This window comes from Microbacterium sp. G2-16M (genome assembly GCF_055809115.1).
In genome coordinates, this window is sequence record NZ_CM147897.1 from 3,489,689 (window position 1) to 3,512,068 (window position 22,380).

Consider the following 22,380-nt stretch of genomic DNA (forward strand, 5'->3'; position numbering starts at 1 on the left):
CCGCGACGCGGGATGACCATTCCCGCATCGCGGGATGCACCACGAAGGAAGAGAAGATGCCGAAGCAGAAGACGAACTCGAGCGCCAAGAAGCGCTTCAAGGTCACCGGGAGCGGAAAGATCATGAAGCAGCAGTCGGGCATGCGCCACAACCTCGAGGTGAAGTCCAGCCGTCGCACGCGTCGGCTCAACAAGGACGAGGCCATCTCGCCCGCGAACGCGAAGAACATCAAGAAGCTTCTCGGGCGCTGACGCGCGCCGACGCACGATAGGAACGAAACGAAATGGCTAGAGTCAAGCGGGCTGTCAACGCCCACAAGAAGCGTCGCGTCATCCTGGAGCGCGCCTCGGGTTACCGGGGTCAGCGTTCGCGCCTGTACCGCAAGGCGAAGGAGCAGGTCACCCACTCGCTGGTCTACGCGTACCGGGACCGCCGCAAGCGCAAGGGCGAGTTCCGTCGCCTGTGGATCCAGCGGATCAACGCCGCGAGCCGTCAGAACGGCCTGACCTACAACCGCCTGATGCAGGGTCTGCGTCTGGCCGATGTCCAGGTCGACCGCCGCATGCTGGCCGAGCTCGCCGTGAACGAGCCCACCGCGTTCGCCTCGCTGGTCGAGACCGCGAAGAAGGCGCTGCCGGAGAACGTGAACGCCCCCCAGGCGTGAGCTGACCCTCCTCGAACGGGCGTCCCTCCTCGGAGGGGCGCCCGTTCGCCTCTGTGGTTTCGGCGGGCCACCCTAGACTGAACCCGTGCTGGAGAACCCGCGATCCGCCCGTGCCCGCGCCGTCGCCAAGCTGTCCAAGCGCCGCGTGCGCGACGAGTCCGGTCTCTTCCTGCTGGAGGGGCCGCAGGCCGTCCGCGAGGCGCTCGCCTTCCGGCCCGACGGGATCGTCGAGCTCTTCGCGACGCCCACCGCCGCCGAGAAGCACGCCGACCTGCGCCGCGCCGCGGATGCGGCCGGGATCGAGCTGGTCTACACCAGCGAGCAGGTGCTCGAGGCGATGGCCGACACCGTCACGCCGCAGGGGGTGCTCGCGGTGGCGAGGCAGTTCCCGACCCGGGTGCGGGACGTGCTCGCGGCATCCCCTCGTCTGATCGCCATCTGCGAGCAGGTGCGCGATCCCGGCAACCTCGGCACCATCATCCGAGCCGCGGACGCGGCGGGGGCGGATGCCGTGATCCTGACCGGTCGGACGGTCGACCCGTACAACCCCAAGGTGGTCCGCTCGACCACGGGTTCGCTGTTCCACGTGCCGATCGCGTTCGGTGGGGACCTCGCCGAGGTGGCGTCCGCGGCGCGCGCGGCGGGCCTGCGGGTCATCGCCGCCGATGTGAAGGGCGACGACCTGCTGGCCGCCCGCGAGTCGGGGGCGCTGGCCCGTCCGACGGCATGGCTGTTCGGCAACGAGGCGCGCGGGCTGGACGACGACGCGCTCGCACTGGCCGACGAGGCGCTGCGTCTGCCGATCTACGGACGCGCCGAATCGCTGAACCTGGCGACCGCCGCCAGCGTCTGCCTGTACGAGTCGGCATTCGCGCTGCGTGCGTCGGTCACGGATCGGTAAACGTCACGCGTGCCCCTCGCGCAACTCCCATCGCACTCATAGGGTGTACCCATGACGATCCCCGATGACCCGGCACCCCCGACGTCGAACATCTCGGTCCGGCGCGGTGACCCGCTGGTCGTGATCACGGATGTGCAGAAGCACTACGGCGACTTCCAGGCCCTCAAGGACATCGATCTGACCGTCCACCGGGGCGAGGTGGTCGTCGTCATCGGCCCGTCCGGGTCGGGCAAGTCGACGCTGTGCCGCACGATCAACCGCCTGGAGACGATCACCAGCGGCACCATCACCATCGACGGCGCCGAGCTGCCCAAGGAGGGCAAGGGACTGGCCGCGCTGCGCAGCGACGTGGGCATGGTGTTCCAGTCGTTCAACCTCTTCTCCCACCTCACGATCCTGGACAACGTGACCCTCGGTCCGATCAAGGTCCGCAAGATGAAGAAGTCGGATGCCGTGGCCGAGGCCCGCACCCTGCTCGATCGGGTCGGGGTCGGTCAGCAGGCCGACAAGCTCCCCGGGCAGCTCTCCGGCGGCCAGCAGCAGCGCGTCGCGATCGCGCGCGCCCTGGCGATGAACCCCAAGGTGATGCTCTTCGACGAGCCGACCAGCGCGCTGGACCCGGAGATGATCAACGAGGTGCTCGACGTCATGGTCGGGCTCGCGCAGGACGGGATGACCATGATCGTGGTCACCCATGAGATGGGGTTCGCCCGCAAGGCCGCGGACCGCGTCGTGTTCATGGCCGACGGCCAGATCGTCGAAGAGGCCACACCCGAGGACTTCTTCACCAACCCGCAGTCGGACCGGGCCAAGGACTTCCTCTCGAAGCTCCTCACCCACTGACGGCAGTCCCCGCACAAAGGAGAATCACACATGCGAAAATCACGCATCATCGCGAGCCTGAGCCTGGCAGCCGTGGCCGCCCTTGCCCTGACGGCGTGCAACAGCGGCACGCCGAGCGACACCGGCAGCGACGGAGGGGCGGCTGCGGAGACTCCGTGGACGGTCGCGACCGATGTCTCGGTGCCCGACAGCCCGACATTCGAGCGCATCCAGAAGGCGGACAAGGTCACGATCGGCGTGAAGGAAGACCAGCCGGGGCTGGGCTACCTGGACACCACCACCGGCAAGCGCAGCGGCTTCGACATCGACATCGCGCGCTGGATGGCGGCATCCCTCGGCTACGGCGAGGACAAGATCGACTTCAAGCCGATCGCCTCGGCCAACCGCGAGCAGTCCATCGTGAACGGCGACATCGACTTCTACGTGGGCACCTACTCGATCACGGACAAGCGCAAGGAGCAGATCTCGTTCGCCGGCCCGTACTTCATCACCGGTCAGGGCCTTCTGGTCGCCAAGGACAACGACAAGATCACCGGCAAGGACTCGCTCACCGCCGATGACGTCGTCTGCTCGGCCACCGGGTCGACCTCGATCCAGCGGATCAAGGACGAGACCCCGGCCAAGACCAAGGAGTACGACACCTACTCGACCTGCGTGCAGGATCTGCTGCAGGGACAGGTGGACGCCGTGACCACCGATGAGGCGATCCTCCTCGGCTACGCCGCCCAGGACCCCGACCACCTGAAGACCGTCGGCGACGTCTTCAGCGAAGAGCGCTACGGCATCGGCCTGGCCAAGAACGACGCCGCGCTGCAGGCGTTCTTCAACAATGTGCTCACCGACGGTCACGACGTGTGGCAGAAGATCTTCGACAGCAACCTCGGCGCCTCCGGCGTCAAGTCCACCCAGCCCGAGGTCGACGCCGTCGGCTGATCCGGTCTCGGTCGGGCGGCGCGCACGCGTCGCCCGACCGATCATCCGGATCGACGCAGAAGGGCAGAAGGAGAGCGCATGAGCGACGTCGCCACGCTATGGGTGCAGGCCATCGAGGGCACGCTGGTGCTGTTCTTCGTCGGCGGGATCCTCGCCCTGGTCCTGGGCGTGATCGTCGGTGCCATGCGGGTCTCGCCGGTGCCGGTGGCACGGGCGGTGGGCACGGTGTACGTGAACTGGATCCGCAACACCCCCCTGACCCTGGTGATGTTCTTCTTCGCCTTCTGCATCCCGATCCTGCTCGGTCAGCGCATCAGCGCGATAACGCTGGCCACGGTCGCACTCGGCGTCTACACGGCCACCTACGTGGCCGAGACGATCCGCTCCGGCGTGAACACCGTCCCGGTCGGCCAGGCCGAGGCCGCCCGCGCGATCGGCCTGAACTTCGGCCAGGTGATGAGCCTGGTCATCTTCCCGCAGGCCTTCCGCTCGGTGGTCCCACCGATGATGAGCGTGCTGATCGCGCTGCTGAAGAACACCACCGTGGCGGCCGGCTTCTCGGTGCTGAATCTGGGGTCGGTCACCGCGAACCTCAGCGAGCACCGTGAAGCCGGCGGAAGCGGGAACATCTTCCTCGAGATGGTCACCGGTGAGAACCAGCTGCTCACGCTCCTGCTCATCGCCGCGATCTTCGTCGTGCTGGTGCTGCTGTTGGCGTGGCTGCAACGCGTGCTCGAGAAGAAGTGGAGGGTCGAGCGATGAGCTCCGTCCTGTATGACGTCCCCGGCCCCCGCGCGGTGCTGCGCAACCGCATCCTCGGCGCCATCACGGTGGTGGTGGTCCTGGTGCTGCTCGGGCTGGTGGTGTGGCGACTGGCCGCGACTGGACAGTTCACCGCGCAGAAGTGGTCGATCTTCACCTACAGCCGTCCTTGGCTGCTGATTCTGGAAGGACTCGGACACACCCTGGGAGCGTTCGTCGTCGCCGGGATCGGCGCGCTCATCCTCGGCTTCATCCTCGCAGTGGGGCGCTTGTCCGATCATGCCTGGGTGCGCATCCCGGTGGGATGGATCGTCGAGGTGCTCCGGGCGATCCCGGTCCTGATCTTCATGATGCTGATGTTCTACGGGCTGCCCGTGATCGGCATCCGGGTCGACCCCTACTACGCGGTCGTGATCGCACTCATCGCCTACAACGGCTCGGTGCTGGCCGAAGCAATCCGCGCAGGTGTGGAATCGCTGCCGCGCGGCCAGAAGGAGGCCGGGTACGCGATCGGCCTCCGCAAGAACGCCGTGATGCGACTCGTGCTGCTGCCGCAGGCCGTGCGCGCCATGATGCCGGTCATCATCTCGCAGCTGGTGGTCGCCCTGAAGGACACCGCACTCGGGTTCATCATCACCTACCCCGAGCTGCTGTATGTCATCAAGCTGCTGGGCAACCAGATCGAGTTCGGCTCGCCACTCGTGCCGACCGCGATCGTCGGCGGCACCATCTACATCGTGCTGTGCCTCATCCTGTCCTACGTGGCGTACCGCGTGGAGAAGAGCACGCGCCGCTCGCCGAAGGTGCCGAAGGGGGCGCTGCGCGACGGCGGCCCGACGACCGAGACAGAGGCGATCGCCACGCGCCGGTAGACTCGGTTCTCGTGTCCGACGACGTTTCTGAGATTTCCCCCGAGGCGGTGGATGCCGCCGTCACCGCCGCGCTGGCGGCCATCGCGAGCGCATCCGATACGGCCGCGCTGAAGGCCGCACGCGCCGCGCACGCGGCGGAGGGCTCGCCCCTGGCGAAGCTCAACGCACGCATGCGCGAGGTCGCGCCCGAGCACAAGGCCGAGTTCGGCAAGCTCATCGGGCAGGGCCGCGGCCGGGTCGCCCAGGCGCTCGCCGCTCGCGAGGCCGAGCTCGACGCCGCCGAGACCGCCGCGCGGCTCGAGGTCGAGCGGGTGGACATCACCGCGGTCGCCGCGCGCGCGAAGGTCGGGGCGCGGCATCCGCTCACGGTGCTGCAGGAGCAGATCGGCGACATCTTCATCGGCATGGGCTGGGAGGTCGCCGAAGGCCCCGAGCTCGAGCACGAGTGGTACAACTTCGACGCGCTGAACCTGGACGAGGACCACCCGGCGCGGCAGATGCAGGACACGTTCTACGTCGATCCGACCGCACGTCATCTGGTGATGCGCACGCAGACCAGCCCGGTGCAGATGCGCTCGATGCTCACCCGCGAGCTGCCGATCTACATCATCTCGCCCGGCCGCGTCTTCCGCACCGACGAGTACGACGCCACCCACCTGCCGGTGTTCACCCAGGTCGAGGGACTGGTCGTCGACCGGGGAATCACGATGGCGCACCTGAAGGGCACGCTCGACCACCTCGCCCGGCAGCTGTTCGGCGCCGAGGCGAAGACCCGGCTGCGCACCAACTACTTCCCGTTCACCGAGCCGTCCGCCGAGTTCGACCTGTGGCATCCCACCTTCAAGGGCGGAGCCCGCTGGATCGAGTGGGGCGGGTGCGGCATGGTCAACCCGAATGTGCTCCGTGCGGCCGGGATCGACCCCGAGGTGTACTCGGGCTTCGCGTTCGGCATCGGCGTCGAGCGTGCGCTGATGTTCCGCAGCGATGTGCAGGACATGCGCGACATGGCCGAGGGCGATGTCCGCTTCAGCGAGCAGTTCGGGATGGTGGTGTGATGCGCGTCCCGCTGTCGTGGCTGCGTGAATACGTCGAGGTGGCACCGGATGCCACGCCCGAGGACGTGCTGGCGGCGCTGGTGCGCGTCGGGTTCGAAGAGGAGGACGTGCACCGCTTCGAGGTGTCCGGCCCGGTCGTCGTCGGCCAGGTGCTCTCGCTCGAGCCCGAGCCGCAGACCAACGGCAAGACCATCAACTGGTGCCAGGTCGACGTCGGCGAGGCGAACGGCGGCGTCCGCGGCATCGTCTGCGGTGCGCACAACTTCGTCGCCGGCGACAAGGTCGTCGTCACCCTTCCGGGGGCGGTGCTGCCCGGTCCGTTCCCGATCGCCGCGCGCAAGACGTACGGGCATGTCTCGGACGGCATGATCGCCTCGGCCCGCGAGCTGGGGCTGGGCGACGAGCACGACGGCATCCTGCGGCTGGCCGACCTGGGCCTGGACGCCCCCGTCGGCACCGACGCGATCGCGCTGCTGGGCCTGGACGACGTCGCGGTGGAGATCAACGTGACCCCCGACCGCGGCTACGCGCTGAGTCTGCGGGGAGTGGCCCGCGAATACGCGCACGCGACCGGCGGCGCCTTCCGCGACCCGGGGGACCGGCAGTGGGGCGAGCTGGGGCAGCCCGAAGGCGGGTTCGCCGTGGTCGTCGACGACACGGCGCCGATCCGCGGCAACGCAGGCGCCGCCGAGTTCGTCGCGCGCATCGTGCGCGGCGTGGATGCCACCCGCCCCACGCCGCCGTGGATGATCGCCCGCCTCGTGCTGGCCGGCATCCGGTCGATCTCGCTGCTCGTGGACATCACGAACTACGTCATGCTCGAACTCGGCAACCCCGTGCACGGGTATGACCTGGACAAGCTGACCGGCGGCATCACGGTGCGCCGCGCGCGTCCGGGCGAGACGCTGACCACGCTCGACGACCAGGTGCGCGAACTGCACCCGGAAGACCTGCTCATCACCGACGAATCCGGCCCCATCGGGCTAGCCGGCGTGATGGGCGGCGCCACCACCGAGATGAGCCGCGACACGAAGAACGTGCTCATCGAGGCGGCGACCTTCGAGCCGGTCACGATCGCGCGCACCGCGCGCCGGCACAAGCTGCCCTCCGAGGCGTCCCGGCGGTTCGAGCGGGGCGTCGACCCGCTGATCCCGTTCGTGGCCGCCCGCCGGGTGGCCGACCTGATGGTCGAGCTCGGCGGGGGGACGCTGGACACCGAGATCGGCGGGGCCCTGTTCGCGGTCTACGAGCGCGAGGCCATCGCCCTGCCCAAGCCGTTCGCGTCCGCCCTCATCGGCGTGGACTACGCCGCGACCGAGGTCTCCGGCGCCCTTCAGACCATCGGCTGCGACGTGTACGACAACGGCGACCACTGGCTGGTCACGCCGCCGTCGTGGCGGCCGGACCTGACCGACAAGTGGACACTGGCCGAAGAGGTCGCCCGCATCGAGGGCCTCGACCGGGTGCCGTCGGTGCTGCCGACCCCGCCGTCCGGCAGCGGCTGGACCGCGTCCCAGCAGGCACGTCGGCGCATCGCGAATGCGCTGGCGGCGGCCGGGTTCGTCGAGACGCCGTCGTTCCCGTTCACCACGGCCGCGCAGAACGACCGCCACGGCTCCGCCTCCGGCGCGCACCTGCCCGGCATCCGCCTGGCCAATCCGCTCGACGGCCAGGCGCCGGACCTGCGCCGGTCGCTCATCCCCGGCCTGCTGCAGGTCGCGCACCGCAACCTGTCGCGCGGCTTCACCGACCTGGCGCTGTTCGAGACCGGGGCCGTGTTCCTTCCCGAGCCGGGCGTGGAATACGGCACCACGTCCGTGCCGCCCCTGGCCCAGCGTCCGGATGAGGCGACCCTCGCCGCGCTCGACGCCTCTCTGCCGCCCCAGCCTCGGCATGTGGCGGTGCTGCTGGCCGGCAATGCCACAGCCAAGCAGCCCGGGCAGCCGGCCGTCGCGGTCTCGCTGTCGGACGCCTTGGATGCCGTCCGCGTGATCGCCGTCGCCGCCGGCGCGACGATCGACGTGGCGCAGGGCGAGCGTGCCGCGCTGCACCCCGGCCGAACCGGGACGCTGACCGCGGCCGGCGCCGAGGTGGGCTATGTCGGCGAGCTGCTGCCCACGGTCGCCGAGGACGCCGACCTGCACGGCCGGGTGTACGTCGCCGAGCTCGACCTGGATGCGCTGCTGGCGGCCGCCGGGGCCCGTGTGGTCGCGGCATCCCTGTCGACTCAGACGCCCGCGACCCAGGACGTGTCGCTCGTGGTCCCCGTGGAGGTGCCGGCCGCCGAGGTGCGGCGGACGCTGAAGGACGGATGCGGCAGCCTGCTCGAATCGCTGCGTCTGGTCGATGACTACCGAGGCCCGGGGCTCGACGACGGCACGAAGAGCCTGACGTTCGCGCTGCTGTTCCGCGCCGCCGACCGCACGCTGGCCGCCGCGGAGGCCACCGAGGCCAAGCTGCAGGGGGTCGAGCTGGCCGCCGAGCGCTTCGGCGCCAAGCTGCGCGACTGACGCTGCGACGGCGCGAACTGTCCGCGGCATCCGCGCCAGCGGGATGCCGTCGCCCCGATAGGCTCTCAGCGATGGCCGAATCGATCCAACCCGCGCTGCAGATCCGCGGCCTTGCCAAGCGCTTCGGCGACAAGGTCGCGGTCGCCGGCATCGACCTCGAGGTGCCCACCGGCTCGTTCTTCGGACTGGTCGGTCCCAATGGCGCAGGCAAGACCACCACCCTGTCGATGGCCACCGGTCTGCTGCGGCCGGACGCGGGACGCGTCACGGTGCACGGCATCGACGTGTGGCAGGCGCCGGTGCAGGCCAAGCGCATCATCGGCAACCTGGCCGACGGCGTGCGCCTGTTCGACCGGCTCACCGGCGAGCAGCTGATCACGTACACGGCCATGATGTTCGGCATCCCGCGCCCCGACATCGCCCCGCGCGTGGCCGACCTGCTCGCGATGATGGACCTGCGCGAGGCGGCCGGCACGATCGTGGCCGACTACTCCGCCGGCATGACCAAGAAGGTCGCGCTGGCCTGCGCGCTCGTGCACGCCCCGCGCCTCCTCGTGCTCGACGAGCCCTTCGAGTCGGTCGACCCGGTTTCGGCCGCCAACATCGAGGACGTGCTGCGCGGCTACACCGCCTCGGGCGGGTCCGTCATCGTCTCCAGCCACTCCATGGACCTGGTGCAGCGCATGTGCGACCACGTCGCGATCCTCGCCGGCGGCAGCGTCCTGGCCGCCGGCACGGTGGACGAGGTGCGCGCGGGGGAGAGCCTGCAGGAGCGCTTCATGGCGCTGGTGGGGGGACGACACGTCGGAGAGGGACCGGCGTGGTTGCAGCAATCCTGAGGCTGAGATACCGCATTCTGCTCAATACGCTCAGCCGCAGCCCGTGGCAGCTGGTCGGCTTCGTGTTCGGCATGCTGTGGGCCGGGGCGGCCCTCATCCTGGTGCTGGCGGGCATGACTGCGCTCGCTGTGCTGCAGGGCCCCGACCAGGCACGGCTGGTCGCCGTGCTCGGCGGCGCGCTGCTGCTGGTGGGCTGGGTGGTCGGCCCGGTGCTCATCGCCGGCAACGACACGACCGTGGATGCCGGACGGCTCGCGCCGTTTCCGCTGACGACGCGCCAGATCATGCTCGCGCTGACCGGAACCGGGGCGACGGGCGTGCCGGGAATCGCGACGACCATCGCCGCGCTCGGCACCGTGGCCCTGTGGGTGCGCTGGCCGGTGGCGGCGCTGGCGGCGCCCGTGTGCGCCCTCATCGGGGTGGCGACCTGCGTGGTGGCCAGCCGGCTGATCGCGACGCTGTCGGCCGGCTTCGGCTCGGCCCGGCGGGGGCGGGAGGTCGTCGGAACGGCGGTCCTGATCCTGATGATCTTCTCCGGCCCGATCATCACCGGCGCCCTCGGTGCGCTGGACGCGGCCGGCGGTTCGCTCGACCGTCTGACCCAGGCCGCCGGGGTGCTCAGCTGGACGCCGCTCGGCGCGGCGTGGGCCGTGCCCGCCGAACTGGCGGTCGGCGCCTGGCTGCCGGCATTCGCCAAGACCGTCATCGCGGCGGCCACCGTCGCGGCGCTGTGGTGGGCGTGGTGGCGCGCACTGGCCGCGACGACCGCCGCGCCGCCGCGCCGCGCCGCGCGTGCGACGAAGTCGGGGGCGCTCGGGCTGTTCGGCCCGCTGCCGACGGGAGCCGCCGGCGCCACCTGGGCGCGCTCGCTCACGGCGTGGCTGCGCGACCCGCGGTATCTGCGTCAGTTCATCCTGGTGCCCCTGATTCCGTTCCTGTTCCTGTTCACCGGCGGTGTCGGCGGCGGGATGTTCTCGGCCTCGGCGGTGGTGGTGGCGTTCGTGCTGTCGATCGTCGGCTACACCGACATCTCGTACGACGGCACGGCGTTCGCCTCGGTGCTCTCCAGCGGCGCCCGCGGCTGGCAGGACCGCCTGGGACGGATGCTGGCGGCGGCGTCCGTGGGCATCCCGGCCGTGGTCGCCGTCGCGCTGATCACGGTCGCCGTGGCCGACGCCTGGCGCGTGCTGCCGTCGGTCCTGGCGGGGGCGCTCGCGCTGCTGCTGGCCGGGTACGGGGTGTCGGCGGTGTCGTCGGCGCTGATCGTCACGCCGGTCGCGGCGGCAGGCGACAGCCCGTTCAAGACCGTGCCGGGGCAGACGTTCGTGAACGGTCTGCTGGTGTTCGTGGTGACGGCCGCCGTGCTGGTGGTCGCGACGCCGTCGCTCGTGCTCGCGCTGATCGGTGCGCTCGCCGACCGCCCGCAGCTGGGCTGGATCGGGCTGGCCGTCGCACTGACGCTGGGAGCGGGTGCGATGATCGCCGGCGTGGTGACCGGCGGTCGTGCGCTGGACCGCACCGGCCCCGGGCTGCTGCAGCGCATCAAGGCGTTCCCCACCGGCTGAGCCCGGCCGGGCGGTGGGTACGGTAGAGGCATGCCCGCATTGATCACGCTGACCACACCCGACGGCGAGACGTTCGACTGCTTCGTGGCCCGGCCCGACGGCGTGCCGCGAGGCGGCCTGGTCCTGATCCACGAGATCTGGGGTCTCACCGAGCACATCACCGACGTCGCCGATCGCTTCGCCGGCGAGGGGTATCTCGTGATCGCCCCCGACATCCTCAGCCACGCCGGCGTCGAACCCGCCCTGGGCGCCGAGCTGTTCGCGCTGATGAACTCGGCCGACGAAGCCGAGCGCACGGCGGCCCAGCCGCGGATGCGCGAGTCACTGGCCGCCTCGCGCGCCCCGGAATACGCCGAGTGGGCGGTGGCCGCGCTGTGTGCGACGGTCGACCGGCTCGCCGCCGATCTCTCCCGCTCCGCACCGTCCGCGCCCGCGCCCGCCGCCGGCGGCATCGGCGTGGTGGGCTACTGCTTCGGCGGCACCTACGCGTTCCTCCTCGCGGCCGCGGACGACCGCATCCGCGCCGTGGTCCCGTTCTACGGCACGGCACCCGACCCCGAGCGCATGGCGCGCATCCAGGCGCCGATCCTGGCCCTCTACGGCGGCCGGGACCGCGCCCTGATGGATGCGCTGCCCGCCGTGCGCACGCAGATGGCCGCCGCCGGCGTGGACTTCACCGCACACGTCTATCCCGAGGCATCCCACGCGTTCTTCAACGACACCGGCAGCCGCTACGACCCGACCGCCGCCGCCGATGCATGGGAGCAGGCCACGGCGTTCCTCGCCGCGCACGTGTGATCCGGTCCGTTCGTGACGGGGCGGATTTGCGGATGCCCCGGGCCGGGCGCTATCGTCGGGCCATGCTTCCGGCCGCCCCGCACCTCGAGCCGCTCGTTCCGAGCCTCGGTCCGGCGCGCCGTCGCAGCGTTCGCCTGGGCGACCGCCGACTCTAGGCGACCCACGCTCCGCCCCTCCGGGCGGGTGAGGTGTCGCCGTCGTCGGCCCCTGCCGGATCCATCCGGCCGACCCCAGGAAACTAAGGTAGAAGAATGACCTATTCGGTCGCCGTCTCCGGCGCCTCCGGCTATGCGGGGGGAGAGATCCTCCGCATCCTCGCCGCACACCCCGACATCGAGATCCGCACCGTCACCGCGCACTCCAACGCCGGCCAGCCGCTCGTCGCCCACCAGCCCCACCTGCGCTCGCTCGCACATCTGGTGCTGGCCGAGACGACGCCCGAGGTTCTCGCCGGGCACGACATCGTCTTCCTCGCGCTGCCGCACGGGCAGTCCGGACAGTACACCGACGCCCTGGGACAGACGCCCCTGGTCATCGACGCGGGCGCCGACCACCGGCTCACCGGCCGCGCCGACTGGGACGCGTTCTACGGCGGGCCGTTCCACGAGCCCTGGGCGTACGGGGTGCCCGAGCTGCCCACGGCCACCGGCAAGCTGCGCGGCGACCTGGTCGGCGCGACCCGCATCGCCGCCCCCGGCTGCAACGCCTCCACCGTGAGCCTGAGTCTCGCGCCCGGCGTGGCGGCCGGGGTGATCGATGCGACCGACCTGGTCAGTGTGCTGGCGGTGGGCCCGTCCGGGGCCGGCAAGAGCCTGAAGCCGCACCTGCTGGGCAGCGAGATCCTCGGGTCCGCGAACCCCTACGCGGTGGGCGGGGTGCACCGGCACATCCCCGAGGTGAAGCAGGCGCTGCGCGCCGCCGGGGCCGCCGAGGTGCACCTCTCGTTCACGCCGGTGATCGTGCCGATGGCCCGCGGCATCCTCGCCACCAGCTCGGCGCGCATCGCCCCGGGCGCCACCGACGCCGACGTCCGCGGCGCCTGGGAGCGCGCCTACGACGACGAGCCGTTCGTGCAGCTGCTGCCCGAGGGCGTCTTCCCCCGCACCGCCGACGTCCTCGGCGCGAACACCGCGCTGATGGGCCTGCAGATCGATCGCGAGACGAACCGCGTCACGGTGGTGACCGCGGTCGACAACCTGGTCAAGGGGACCGCCGGCGCCGCCGTGCAGTCCATGAACATCGCGCTCGGCCTTCCCGAAGGCCGCGCCCTCACCGAGAACGGAGTGGCCCCGTGAGCGTCACCGCACCGAAGGGATTCGAGGCGGCCGGTGTCGCTGCGGGCCTGAAGTCCACCGGCAAGCCGGACGTGGCCGTCGTCGTCAACCGCGGGCCGGACAAGGTCGGCGCCGCCGTGTTCACGGGCAACCGTGCCAAGGCCAACCCGATCCTGTGGTCGCAGCAGGCGGTCGCCGACGGGGTGGTCGAGGCGATCGTGCTCAACTCCGGCGGCGCGAACTGCTTCACCGGCTCGTTCGGGTTCCAGACCACGCACCAGACCGCCGAGAAGGCCGCCGAGCTGCTCGGCGTGTCCGCCGGCGACATCCTCGTCTGCTCGACCGGGCTGATCGGCACCGGCGACGAGACGTTCCGCGCTCGGGTGCTGGAGGGCGTCGAGAAGGGCGTCCCGGCGCTGTCGCGCGACGGCGGCCAGGATGCGGCATCCGCCATCATGACGACCGACACCGTCAGCAAGACCGTGCTGCACACCGAGGACGGCTGGACCATCGGCGGAATGGCGAAGGGGGCCGGGATGCTGGCGCCCGGCCTGGCCACGATGCTCGTCGTGATCACCACCGACGCCGTGCTGACCGCAGCCGACGCCGACGCCCATCTGCGCCACGCCACCCGGATCAGCTTCGACCGGCTCGACTCGGACGGGTGCATGTCCACGAACGACCAGGTCACGCTGCTGGCCAGCGGCGCCAGCGGCATCGTGCCCGACCCGGGCGCGTTCCGCGACGTGCTCGCCGAGATCTGCATCTCCCTGGCCGAGCAGCTGCAGGCCGACGCCGAGGGCGCGAGCCACGACATCACGATCGAGGTCCGGCACGCAGCATCCGAGGCCGACGGCATCGAGGTCGGACGCGCCGTGGCCCGCAACAACCTGTTCAAGGCGGCGATCTTCGGCAACGACCCGAACTGGGGCCGGGTGCTGGCGGCGATCGGCACCACGCAGGCCGCGTTCGACCCGTACGACACGGATGTCTGGATGAACGGCGTGCGGGTGTGCACCGGCGGAGGGCCGGACGCGCCCCGCGAGGACGTCGACCTCACGCCGCGCGCCACGCACCTGGTCATCGATCTGAAGAGCGGCCCGGCGACCGTGCGGATCCTGACCAACGACCTCACCCACGACTACGTCCACGAGAACAGCGCATACGCCTCATGACCGACAAACGTCTGCAGGACACCGATCCGGCCATCGCCAGCGCGAAGGCCGAGACGATGATCGAGTCGCTGCCCTGGCTGCGGCGCTACCGCGATCAGGTCGTGGTGGTCAAATACGGCGGCAACGCCATGGTCTCCGAAGAGCTGCAGGACGCCTTCGCCGCCGACATCGCCTACCTCCGCTACGTCGGGGTGCTGCCGGTGGTCGTGCACGGCGGCGGCCCCCAGATCTCGGCGATGCTGGACCGGCTGGCCATCCCGAGCGAGTTCAAGGGCGGCTACCGGGTCACCTCGACCGAGGCCATCTCGGTCGTGCGGATGGTGCTGACCGGGCAGGTCAACCCGCAGCTGGTGGCGAAGATCAACGCGCACGGACCGATCGCGACCGGGCTGTCCGGCGAGGACGCGGGCCTGTTCGGCGGACGCCGCCGCGGGGTCGTCATCGACGGCGTCGAACATGATCTCGGCCGGGTGGGCGACGTCGTGCAGGTCGACCCGCAGCCGATCCTGGACCACCTGGCCTCCGGGCGCATCCCCGTGGTCTCGTCCATCGCACCCGACCTGGACAACCCCGGGCACTCGCTGAACGTGAACGCGGATGCGGCGGCCGCGGCGCTGGCCGTCTCGCTGAACGCCGCGAAGCTCGTCATCCTCACCGATGTCCCCGGGCTCTACGCCGACTGGCCGGACCGCGACTCGCTCGTCTCGCACCTGACCGCGCCCGAACTGCAGACCATGCTCCCGCGCCTGGAATCGGGGATGATCCCGAAGATGCGCGCGTGCCTGGATGCGGTCTCGGGCGGGGTGGACACGGCGGCGATCATCGACGGCCGGGTGCCGCATTCGGTGCTGGTGGAGATGTTCACGCAGAAGGGGATCGGGACAGAGGTGGTGGCACAGTGACGACGGCAGCCGACGGCGCGGGCACGTGGCAGGATGACGCGGCCCGGGACCTGCTCAACCTCGGCGGGCGGCTCGCGCTGCTCGTGCGGGGCGAGGGCTCGCACGTGTGGGATGCCGACGGCATCCGCTATCTCGACTTCCTCGGCGGGATCGCGGTCAACGCGCTGGGGCATGCGCACCCCGTGTTCGTCCAGGCCGTCGCCGAGCAGGCGCGGACCCTCGCGCACGTGTCGAACTACTTCGCGACCCCGCAGCAGCTCGAACTGGCCGCGCGTCTGAAGCGGCTGGCCGGCACCGGCGAGGGCGGGCACGTGTTCTTCGCGAACTCGGGGTCCGAGGCCAACGAGACGGCGATCAAGCTCGCGCGGCTGCACGCCCACGCCACCGGCAAGAGCACCATTCTGAGCCTGAACGGCGCTTTCCACGGGCGGACCATGGGCTCGCTGTCGCTGACGCCGAAGGCGGCCTACCAGGATCCGTTCCGCCCCCTGCTGCCCGACGTCGCCCACATCGACCCCACGATGGACGCGCTGGAGGCGGCGATCGACGACTCGGTCGCCGCGCTGTTCGTCGAGCCGATCCAGGGCGAGGCCGGGGTGGTGCCGCTGCCCGCGGGCTTCCTGCGCCGTGCACGCGAGCTGACCACCGCGCACGGCGCCCTGCTGATCGTCGACGAGGTGCAGACCGGGGTCGGTCGCACCGGCGCCTGGTTCGCGTTCCAGCACGAGGGGATCGTGCCGGACGCGATGAGCCTGGCCAAGGGCATCGCGGCCGGGTTCCCCCTGGGCGCGCTGGTCACCTTCGGCGACCACGACGCGTTCTACCCCGGAACGCACAACTCGACGTTCGGCGGCAATCCGCTGGCCACCGCCGTCGGCAACGCGGTGCTCGCCGAGATCGAGGACGGCGGACTGCTGGCTGCGGTCACCGAACGCGGGGCGCAGCTGCGGCAGGCGGTCGCAGGGATGCCACTGGTCTCCGGCACGCGTGGGGCCGGCCTGCTGATCGGCATCACCCTGACCGCGCCGGTCGCCGCCGAGGTGCGGGATGCCGCGCAGCGACGCGGACTCATCGTCAACGCGCCCACGGCCGACGTCATCCGCCTCGCCCCCGCCTACACGATCGGGGACGCCGAGGTCGACGAGTTCACCACCCTGTTCGCCGCCTCGCTCGCCGAGGTCGCCGCGACCCACCCGAAGGAAGACGCATGACCCGCCATCTGCTGCGCGACGACGATCTGACGGCTGCCGAGCAGGCCGAGATCCTCGACCTCGCCCTCGAGCTGAAGAAGGACCGCTGGGCGGCCAAGCCCCTGGCCGGCCCGCAGACGGTCGCGGTGATCTTCGACAAGTCCTCCACCCGCACGCGCGTCTCGTTCGCCGTCGGGATCGCCGATCTGGGCGGCTCGCCGCTGATCATCTCGACGGCCAACAGCCAGCTCGGCGGCAAGGAGACCCCGTCCGACACCGCGCGGGTGATGGAGCGGCAGGTCGCCGCCATCGTGTGGCGCACCTACGCGCAGGCGGGCCTGGAGGAGATGGCCCGCGGCACCCGGGTGCCGGTGGTCAACGCCCTGTCCGATGACTTCCATCCCTGCCAGCTGCTGGCCGATCTGCTGACGATCCGCGAGCACAAGGGCGCGCTGCGCGGTCTCACCCTCGCGTTCTTCGGCGACGGCAAGTCCAACATGGCCCACTCGTACATGCTCGCCGGGGTCACGGCGGGGATGCACGTGCGGGTGGCATCGCCGGAGGAGTACGCGCCGCGTGAGGATGTCGTCGCCGACGCGGACGCACGGGCGGCCGAGACCGGAGGATCGCTGACGCTGTACACCGACATCCACGAGGCCGCCGCCGGCGCCGACGTCGTCGTGACCGACACCTGGGTCTCGATGGGCAAGGAGGAGGAGAAGCTCGAGCGGCTGCGCGATCTGGGCGGCTACAAGGTCACCACCGAGCTGATGACCGAGGCGAAGTCCGACGCGATCTTCATCCACTGCCTGCCCGCGGATCGCGGCTACGAAGTGGATGCCGCGGTCATCGACGGCCCGCAGTCGGTGGTGTGGGACGAGGCCGAGAACCGGCTGCACGCGCAGAAGGCCCTGCTGGTCTGGCTGCTGCGGCAGAACGGCACCGCCACCGAGGATGCGGCATGACCGAGCAGCACGGCACCAATGAGCACGGCACCAATGAGGGAGCGCTGTGGGGCGCGCGCTTCGCCTCCGGCCCGTCGCCCGAGCTGGCGGCGCTGAGCCGGTCGACGCATTTCGACTGGGTGCTCGCGCCCTATGACATCGCCGGCTCGCGTGCCCATGCGGTGGCGCTGCATGCGGCCGGGTACCTCACCGACGAGCAGCTGCAGCAGATGCGTGCGGCGCTGGACGAGCTGGCGGCGGATGTCGCCTCCGGCGCGTTCGTCGCCGCGGACGGCGACGAGGATGTGCACGGGGCGCTGGAGCGCGGTCTGATCGAGCGGGCCGGCGCCGAGCTCGGCGGCCGGCTGCGCGCCGGACGCAGCCGCAACGATCAGATCGCGACGCTCGGCCGGCTGTACCTGCTCGACCAGTCCCGGACGATCGCCCGCGGCATCCTCCGCCTGATCGATGCGATCGTGGCACAGGCCGAGGCCAATCCTGAGGCGATCATGCCCGGCCGCACCCACCTGCAGCACGCCCAGCCGGTGCTGCTGGCCCATCATCTGCAGGCGCACGGCTGGCCGCTCGTGCGCGACCTGGAGCGACTCCGCGACTGGGCCGTGCGCGCCCGCGTCTCACCGTACGGCGGGGGAGCGCTCGCCGGCTCGAGCCTCGGTCTGGACCCGGCGCTGGTCGCCCGCGAGCTGGGGCTGGACCGCCCGGCGGAGAACTCCCTGGACGGCACCGCATCACGGGACGTGGTCGCCGAGTTCGCGTACGTCGCCGCGCAGATCGGCATCGACCTGTCGCGGTTCGCCGAGGACATCATCCTCTGGAACACCCGCGAGTTCGGCTTCGTCACCCTCGACGACGGATACTCGACCGGCTCGAGCATCATGCCGCAGAAGAAGAACCCCGACATCGCCGAGCTCGCGCGGGGCAAGGCCGGCCGGGTGATCGGCAACCTCGCCGGACTGCTGGCGACGCTGAAGGGCCTGCCGATCGCGTACAACCGCGACCTGCAGGAGGACAAGGAGCCGGTGTTCGACTCGATCGCGACCCTCGATGTGCTCCTGCCGGCCTTCGCCGGCATGGTGGCGACGATGCGGTTCGACACCGAGCGGATGGCCGCGCTCGCGCCCGAGGGCTTCTCGCTGGCGACGGATGTCGCGGACTGGATGGTGCGCCAGGGTGTGCCGTTCCGCGAGGCGCACGAGATCTCGGGCGCGCTGGTGCGCGCGTGCGAGCAGCGCGGGATCGGGCTGGCCGACGCGTCGGACGAGCTGCTGGCCGAGGTCACGCCGCACCTGACGCCGGCCGTGCGCGAGGTGCTGACGATCGAGGGGTCGGTGGCCAGTCGCGATGGGGCCGGCGGCACGGCGCCGGTGCGGGTCGGGGAGCAGCGCGCCGAGCTGATCGCCCGTGCCCAGGCGGTGGCGCACGCGCTGGGCCTGTGACGAGTCGATCGCCACACCGAGAAGCCATAAGCTTATATTTGTGAACTATCAGTGATACGCTGATGTCATGAACGTCGCCATGACGGTCGATATCGTCGGCTCCCGCCGCCTCGCCGACCGGGAGCACGCGCAGCGCGCCCTCGACGACGGCATCGCCCGTGTCGCGCACGATCTGCCGGTGGCGATCACCCGGCTGCGTCCGACCGTCGGCGACGAACTCCAGGGCGTGTATCCCAGCCTGGATGCGGCGCTGGCCACATCGCTGCTGATCCAGCTCGCCCTGCCCGACGACATCGAATGCCGGTTCGGGCTCGGCATCGGCGCGACCGGCACGGTCGCCTCGGCGACCGGACCGATCCCCGAGGGTCCGGGATGGTGGGCGGCACGGGAGGCGATCGACGCCGTGCACGCGCTGGCGAAGCGGACAGCGCCCAACGCGCGCACCCAGGCTGCGGCATCCGCCGACGAGTCCGCCGCGACGCGCGACGCCGTCCGGCACGTCAACGCCTATCTGCTCGCGCGCGATCAGATCGTGGGCACGATGAGCGAGCGCACGCGCACACTCACCTACGGACGGTGCCAGGGTCTCACGCAGAACGCGCTGGCCGCGCAGGAGAAGATCACCCAGTCCGCGGTGTCGCAGGCGCTGGCCGCCGGCGGGTCCGCCGCGGTGATCGAGGGCTACCGCCTGCTGCGCCCCTGACTCACCGGGTCGCCAGAGGTCACCAGATCGCCAGGCGCAGCAGCGCCCCCAGGACGCAGGCCCACAGCAGGCTCGCGAGGGTGCCGACGATGAAGCGCTCGCGCGATTCGGGCTCGCTGAGCTCCGAGAACCGGCCGATGCCCTTGACCGCGACGACCACCGCGATGGCCTCGGGATACCCCACGACGATCGCGACCACGGCCGCGAGCCGCTCGAGATACCCGATCACCCTGCCGCCGCGCATCAGGGTGCGCGGTTCGCCGGTCGCGGCTTCCTCGTCGCGCGCAGCCACGATGATGCCGCCGTCCTCGGTCTCGCGCACGCGCGACCCGGCTGCCACGTCCAGCACGCGACGCGAGATGGGATTGCCGCCGAGGACGGCCACCGCCACGCCCAGCATGGTGAGGATGAGACCCATCAGCGCGGGCGTGTTCACCGGCGAGATCGCGACCACCAGCAGTGCCACGACGACGAGGATCCCCGCGACCATCAGCGGATACGTGGTGGGGCGACGAAGCGCGATCACGATCAGCACGAGCGCGGCGCACAGCGCCAGGAAGAGGAAGATCGACAGGGCCGCCGTCAGCAGCACGTCCGTACCGGGGAACAGGACCATGAGCGGCAGTGTCTCACGTGGTGCGGACATGGGAGGGCTGGGCCGCGCTGATAGCCTGAAACGCGTGGCTGAATCCGCTCTGAGCGCCCTCGCACCCGCCAACGACCCGGCGTTCCCGAACGTCTGGGACGAACTGGTGTGGCGCGGCCTGGTGCACGTGTCCACGGACCCCGAGGCGCTGCGCGCCCTGCTCGGCGGCGAGCCGATCACGTACTACTGCGGATTCGACCCCACCGCCCCGAGCCTCCACCTGGGCAACCTCGTCCAGCTGCTGCTGCTGCGCCGCCTGCAGCTGGCCGGGCACAAGCCGCTGGGGCTGGTCGGCGGATCGACTGGACTTATCGGCGACCCGCGCCCCACGGCGGAGCGGACGCTGAACACCCGCGAGACCGTCGCCGAGTGGGTGCAGCGGCTGCGGGGTCAGGTCGAGCGGTACCTCAGCTTCGAGGGGGCGAACGCGGCCCGGCTGGTGAACAACCTCGACTGGACCGCGCCGCTGTCGGCGATCGACTTCCTGCGCGAGATCGGCAAGCACTACCGGGTCGGCACCATGATGAAGAAGGATGCCGTCAGTGCACGGCTGAACTCGGATGCCGGCATCAGCTACACCGAGTTCAGCTACCAGATCCTGCAGGGCCTGGACTTCCTCGAGCTGTACCGTCAGTACGGCTGCGTGCTGCAGACCGGCGGATCCGACCAGTGGGGCAACCTCACCAGCGGCGTCGATCTGATCCACCGGGTCGAGGGGGCGTCCGCGCATGCGATCGGGACCCCGCTGATCACCAACAGCGACGGCACCAAGTTCGGCAAGAGCGAGGGCAATGCGATCTGGCTGGACGCCGAGATGTGCAGCCCGTACCGGATGTACCAGTTCTGGCTGAACACCGACGACGGCGATGTGGTCGATCGGCTCAAGGTGTTCACGTTCCTGACGCGCGCCGAGATCGAGGAGTACGCGCGGCTGGTCGAGGTCGAACCCTACCGCCGCGCGGCACAGAAGCGGCTCGCGTACGAGGTGTGCACGACGGTGCACGGCGTCCAGACGACCGCGGCGGTGGCTGCGGCATCCGATGCCCTGTTCGGCACGGGGGATCTCGCCGCGCTCGATCCCGACACCCTGCGCAGCGCGCTGCGCGAACTGCCGCACGTCGAGGCGGGCCTGGACACCAGTGTGGTCCAGGCGCTGGTCGACACCGGGCTCGTCGCCAGTCTCTCCGAGGGTCGGCGGGCCATCGCCCAGGGCGGCGTCTCGCTGGACGGCGTGCGCGTCGAGGACGAGGGCGCGCTGGTGACCGGCGGGCTGCCGGGTGCGGTGTCCGTGCTGCGGCGCGGCAAGAAGACCCTGGCCGGCGTCTTCGTCACCCCGGGGCGCTGAGGCCGGTGCGTCGGCGAGGCTCGCCAATCCGCAGCGCATCGGGGGTCTGACGGTGCCGTTCACCCCGAGTCACGCGATCGTCGCTCTGCCGTTCGTGCGTTCGCCGCTGCCGGCGGCCGCGATCGCGGTGGGGGCGATGACGCCGGATCTGCCGCTGTTCCTGCGGGGGACCCCGATCGCGTACGAGTGGACGCACAGCTTCGCCTGGCTGCCGGTCACTGCGGCCCTGGCGCTGGTGCTCCTGCTGCTGTGGCGCGCCGTCCTGCGACCGGCGGTCCGGCAGCTGACTCCGCCGTGGATCGCCGCACGTCTCCCGGGGGAGTGGGATGCCGCAGCCGGCGCCGGCGTGCGGCAGACGTTCGCGCCCCGTCCGGGTGCGCGGTCAGTGCTGGGCGGCATCCTGCTCCCCGTCCTGGCGCTCGCGCTCGGGGTGGCCAGCCACATCGCCTGGGACGCGTTCAGCCACGAGGGGCGCAGCGGTGTCGGGCTTGTCCCGGCGCTGGATGCGCAATGGGGACCGCTGGTCGGGTACAAGTGGGTGCAGCACGGGTCGAGCATGATCGGGGTCGTCGTGCTCGCGGTGTGGGCGCTGCTCCGGCTGCGTCGTGCGCGCAGCGTTCCGGTGGTGCGGGTGCTTCCAGGCTGGATGCCGTGGGCATGGCTGCTCGCGCTGCCGGTCGTGCTCGGCGTGGCATGGGTGGCGGGGCTGGTCGTGCTCGGCCCGCTGACGGCACAGTTCACCGTCCAGCACCTGGCCTATCGCGTGCTGCCGCCGGCGTGCGCGGTGTGGGCGGCGCTGACGATCCTGCTCGCGATCGCCGTCCCGGCCCTGCGCCGCCGCAGCCGTCGCTGAGCGGCACGTCGGGCCGGATCGTGGAGCGCGATCGGGCGAGTGTGCAGGGTGAAATACGGGCTGACCGGGCAGACACGCCCGGGCTGCACGCCCGATTGGACGCACGCGTCGATCCTCGCGTACAGTATTACCTGTTCGCCCCAAAGGGT

General features: G+C 70.9%; 22 protein-coding genes. 21 read left to right on the top strand and 1 reads right to left on the bottom strand.

Going from position 1 to position 22,380, the window contains the following annotated elements; all coding sequences use genetic code 11:
• Positions 1–56 precede the first annotated feature (56 nt).
• The 19 genes from rpmI (at position 57) to AC0L6F_RS16545 (ending at position 19,387) form a co-directional block, all read left to right on the top strand.
• Positions 57–251 carry a 50S ribosomal protein L35 gene (gene rpmI, locus AC0L6F_RS16455; protein ID WP_259611657.1) on the top strand — a complete coding sequence of 65 codons (195 nt, stop codon included), beginning with the start codon at positions 57–59 and terminating at the stop codon, positions 249–251.
• A 32-nt stretch (positions 252–283) separates the two neighbouring features.
• Positions 284–664 (top strand): 50S ribosomal protein L20, encoded by a 381-nt coding sequence (rplT, locus tag AC0L6F_RS16460; RefSeq protein WP_274637597.1) that lies wholly within the window; start codon positions 284–286, stop codon positions 662–664.
• An 85-nt stretch (positions 665–749) separates the two neighbouring features.
• On the top strand, positions 750–1,565 hold the full coding sequence (locus AC0L6F_RS16465) for a TrmH family RNA methyltransferase (RefSeq protein ID WP_259611659.1): 816 nt from the start codon (positions 750–752) through the stop codon (positions 1,563–1,565).
• Between the two features lie 51 nt (positions 1,566–1,616).
• Positions 1,617–2,408 (top strand): amino acid ABC transporter ATP-binding protein, encoded by a 792-nt coding sequence (locus AC0L6F_RS16470; RefSeq protein WP_473538702.1) that lies wholly within the window; start codon positions 1,617–1,619, stop codon positions 2,406–2,408.
• Positions 2,409–2,438: 30 nt separating this feature from the next.
• Positions 2,439–3,341, top strand: a complete 903-nt coding sequence (locus tag AC0L6F_RS16475) for a glutamate ABC transporter substrate-binding protein (RefSeq protein ID WP_259611660.1) — start codon at positions 2,439–2,441, stop codon at positions 3,339–3,341.
• Between the two features lie 78 nt (positions 3,342–3,419).
• Positions 3,420–4,103 carry an amino acid ABC transporter permease gene (locus AC0L6F_RS16480; protein ID WP_259611661.1) on the top strand — a complete coding sequence of 228 codons (684 nt, stop codon included), beginning with the start codon at positions 3,420–3,422 and terminating at the stop codon, positions 4,101–4,103.
• On the top strand, positions 4,100–4,975 hold the full coding sequence (locus tag AC0L6F_RS16485; RefSeq protein WP_473538703.1) for an amino acid ABC transporter permease: 876 nt from the start codon (positions 4,100–4,102) through the stop codon (positions 4,973–4,975). Before AC0L6F_RS16480 ends, AC0L6F_RS16485 begins: the two co-directional genes overlap by 4 nt.
• An 11-nt stretch (positions 4,976–4,986) precedes the next feature.
• A complete protein-coding gene (gene pheS, locus AC0L6F_RS16490; protein WP_274637599.1) occupies positions 4,987–6,030 on the top strand; it encodes a phenylalanine--tRNA ligase subunit alpha in 1,044 nt (347 codons plus the stop codon).
• The gene (gene pheT, locus AC0L6F_RS16495; protein ID WP_473538704.1) at positions 6,030–8,540 is read left to right on the top strand and encodes a phenylalanine--tRNA ligase subunit beta; all 2,511 of its coding nucleotides are present in this window, start codon (positions 6,030–6,032) and stop codon (positions 8,538–8,540) included. The genes pheS and pheT overlap by 1 nt, the downstream gene beginning before the upstream one ends.
• 71 nt (positions 8,541–8,611) lie before the next feature.
• Entirely contained in the window at positions 8,612–9,379 is a 768-nt protein-coding gene (locus AC0L6F_RS16500) for an ABC transporter ATP-binding protein (RefSeq protein WP_274637601.1), read from the top strand.
• Positions 9,361–10,944 carry a hypothetical protein gene (locus AC0L6F_RS16505; protein WP_473538705.1) on the top strand — a complete coding sequence of 528 codons (1,584 nt, stop codon included), beginning with the start codon at positions 9,361–9,363 and terminating at the stop codon, positions 10,942–10,944. The genes AC0L6F_RS16500 and AC0L6F_RS16505 overlap by 19 nt, the downstream gene beginning before the upstream one ends.
• Before the next feature lie 30 nt (positions 10,945–10,974).
• Positions 10,975–11,742, top strand: a complete 768-nt coding sequence (locus AC0L6F_RS16510) for a dienelactone hydrolase family protein (RefSeq protein ID WP_473538706.1) — start codon at positions 10,975–10,977, stop codon at positions 11,740–11,742.
• 251 nt (positions 11,743–11,993) lie between these two features.
• Positions 11,994–13,037, top strand: coding sequence for an N-acetyl-gamma-glutamyl-phosphate reductase (gene argC, locus AC0L6F_RS16515; protein ID WP_473538707.1), 1,044 nt, complete (start codon positions 11,994–11,996; stop codon positions 13,035–13,037).
• Positions 13,034–14,191, top strand: coding sequence for a bifunctional glutamate N-acetyltransferase/amino-acid acetyltransferase ArgJ (gene argJ / locus AC0L6F_RS16520; protein WP_473538708.1), 1,158 nt, complete (start codon positions 13,034–13,036; stop codon positions 14,189–14,191). The genes argC and argJ overlap by 4 nt, the downstream gene beginning before the upstream one ends.
• Positions 14,188–15,093, top strand: a complete 906-nt coding sequence (argB, locus tag AC0L6F_RS16525) for an acetylglutamate kinase (RefSeq protein WP_259611668.1) — start codon at positions 14,188–14,190, stop codon at positions 15,091–15,093. The genes argJ and argB overlap by 4 nt, the downstream gene beginning before the upstream one ends.
• On the top strand, positions 15,090–16,304 hold the full coding sequence (locus AC0L6F_RS16530; RefSeq protein ID WP_274637606.1) for an acetylornithine transaminase: 1,215 nt from the start codon (positions 15,090–15,092) through the stop codon (positions 16,302–16,304). The genes argB and AC0L6F_RS16530 overlap by 4 nt, the downstream gene beginning before the upstream one ends.
• A complete protein-coding gene (gene argF, locus AC0L6F_RS16535; protein WP_473538710.1) occupies positions 16,301–17,248 on the top strand; it encodes an ornithine carbamoyltransferase in 948 nt (315 codons plus the stop codon). The genes AC0L6F_RS16530 and argF overlap by 4 nt, the downstream gene beginning before the upstream one ends.
• On the top strand, positions 17,245–18,684 hold the full coding sequence (argH, locus tag AC0L6F_RS16540) for an argininosuccinate lyase (RefSeq protein WP_473538711.1): 1,440 nt from the start codon (positions 17,245–17,247) through the stop codon (positions 18,682–18,684). The genes argF and argH overlap by 4 nt, the downstream gene beginning before the upstream one ends.
• Before the next feature lie 67 nt (positions 18,685–18,751).
• Entirely contained in the window at positions 18,752–19,387 is a 636-nt protein-coding gene (locus tag AC0L6F_RS16545) for a SatD family protein (RefSeq protein ID WP_473538712.1), read from the top strand.
• A gap of 19 nt (positions 19,388–19,406) precedes the next feature.
• Here AC0L6F_RS16545 and AC0L6F_RS16550 read toward each other — a convergent pair whose 3' ends face one another.
• Entirely contained in the window at positions 19,407–20,003 is a 597-nt protein-coding gene (locus AC0L6F_RS16550; RefSeq protein WP_274637610.1) for a hypothetical protein, read from the bottom strand.
• A gap of 28 nt (positions 20,004–20,031) precedes the next feature.
• Here AC0L6F_RS16550 and tyrS point away from each other — a divergent pair, with 28 nt between their 5' ends.
• On the top strand, positions 20,032–21,378 hold the full coding sequence (gene tyrS, locus AC0L6F_RS16555; RefSeq protein ID WP_274637611.1) for a tyrosine--tRNA ligase: 1,347 nt from the start codon (positions 20,032–20,034) through the stop codon (positions 21,376–21,378).
• A gap of 52 nt (positions 21,379–21,430) precedes the next feature.
• Positions 21,431–22,231, top strand: a complete 801-nt coding sequence (locus AC0L6F_RS16560; protein WP_473538713.1) for a DUF4184 family protein — start codon at positions 21,431–21,433, stop codon at positions 22,229–22,231.
• The last annotated feature ends 149 nt before the right edge of the window (positions 22,232–22,380 follow it).

Bases quoted from the DNA above. Each gene is read 5' to 3' on its own strand.
- AC0L6F_RS16545 (WP_473538712.1), top strand. From the start codon at position 18,752: ATGAACGTCGCCATGACGGTCGATATCGTCGGCTCCCGCCGCCTCGCC.
- AC0L6F_RS16500 (WP_274637601.1), top strand. From the start codon at position 8,612: ATGGCCGAATCGATCCAACCCGCGCTGCAGATCCGCGGCCTTGCCAAG.
- AC0L6F_RS16510 (WP_473538706.1), top strand. From the start codon at position 10,975: ATGCCCGCATTGATCACGCTGACCACACCCGACGGCGAGACGTTCGAC.
- AC0L6F_RS16485 (WP_473538703.1), top strand. From the start codon at position 4,100: ATGAGCTCCGTCCTGTATGACGTCCCCGGCCCCCGCGCGGTGCTGCGC.
- argB (WP_259611668.1), top strand. From the start codon at position 14,188: ATGACCGACAAACGTCTGCAGGACACCGATCCGGCCATCGCCAGCGCG.
- argC (WP_473538707.1), top strand. From the start codon at position 11,994: ATGACCTATTCGGTCGCCGTCTCCGGCGCCTCCGGCTATGCGGGGGGA.
- AC0L6F_RS16475 (WP_259611660.1), top strand. From the start codon at position 2,439: ATGCGAAAATCACGCATCATCGCGAGCCTGAGCCTGGCAGCCGTGGCC.
- rpmI (WP_259611657.1), top strand. From the start codon at position 57: ATGCCGAAGCAGAAGACGAACTCGAGCGCCAAGAAGCGCTTCAAGGTC.
- argF (WP_473538710.1), top strand. From the start codon at position 16,301: ATGACCCGCCATCTGCTGCGCGACGACGATCTGACGGCTGCCGAGCAG.
- argH (WP_473538711.1), top strand. From the start codon at position 17,245: ATGACCGAGCAGCACGGCACCAATGAGCACGGCACCAATGAGGGAGCG.
- AC0L6F_RS16470 (WP_473538702.1), top strand. From the start codon at position 1,617: ATGACGATCCCCGATGACCCGGCACCCCCGACGTCGAACATCTCGGTC.
- AC0L6F_RS16480 (WP_259611661.1), top strand. From the start codon at position 3,420: ATGAGCGACGTCGCCACGCTATGGGTGCAGGCCATCGAGGGCACGCTG.
- AC0L6F_RS16550 (WP_274637610.1), bottom strand. From the start codon at position 20,003: ATGGTCCTGTTCCCCGGTACGGACGTGCTGCTGACGGCGGCCCTGTCG.
- pheT (WP_473538704.1), top strand. From the start codon at position 6,030: ATGCGCGTCCCGCTGTCGTGGCTGCGTGAATACGTCGAGGTGGCACCG.
- tyrS (WP_274637611.1), top strand. From the start codon at position 20,032: ATGGGAGGGCTGGGCCGCGCTGATAGCCTGAAACGCGTGGCTGAATCC.
- rplT (WP_274637597.1), top strand. From the start codon at position 284: ATGGCTAGAGTCAAGCGGGCTGTCAACGCCCACAAGAAGCGTCGCGTC.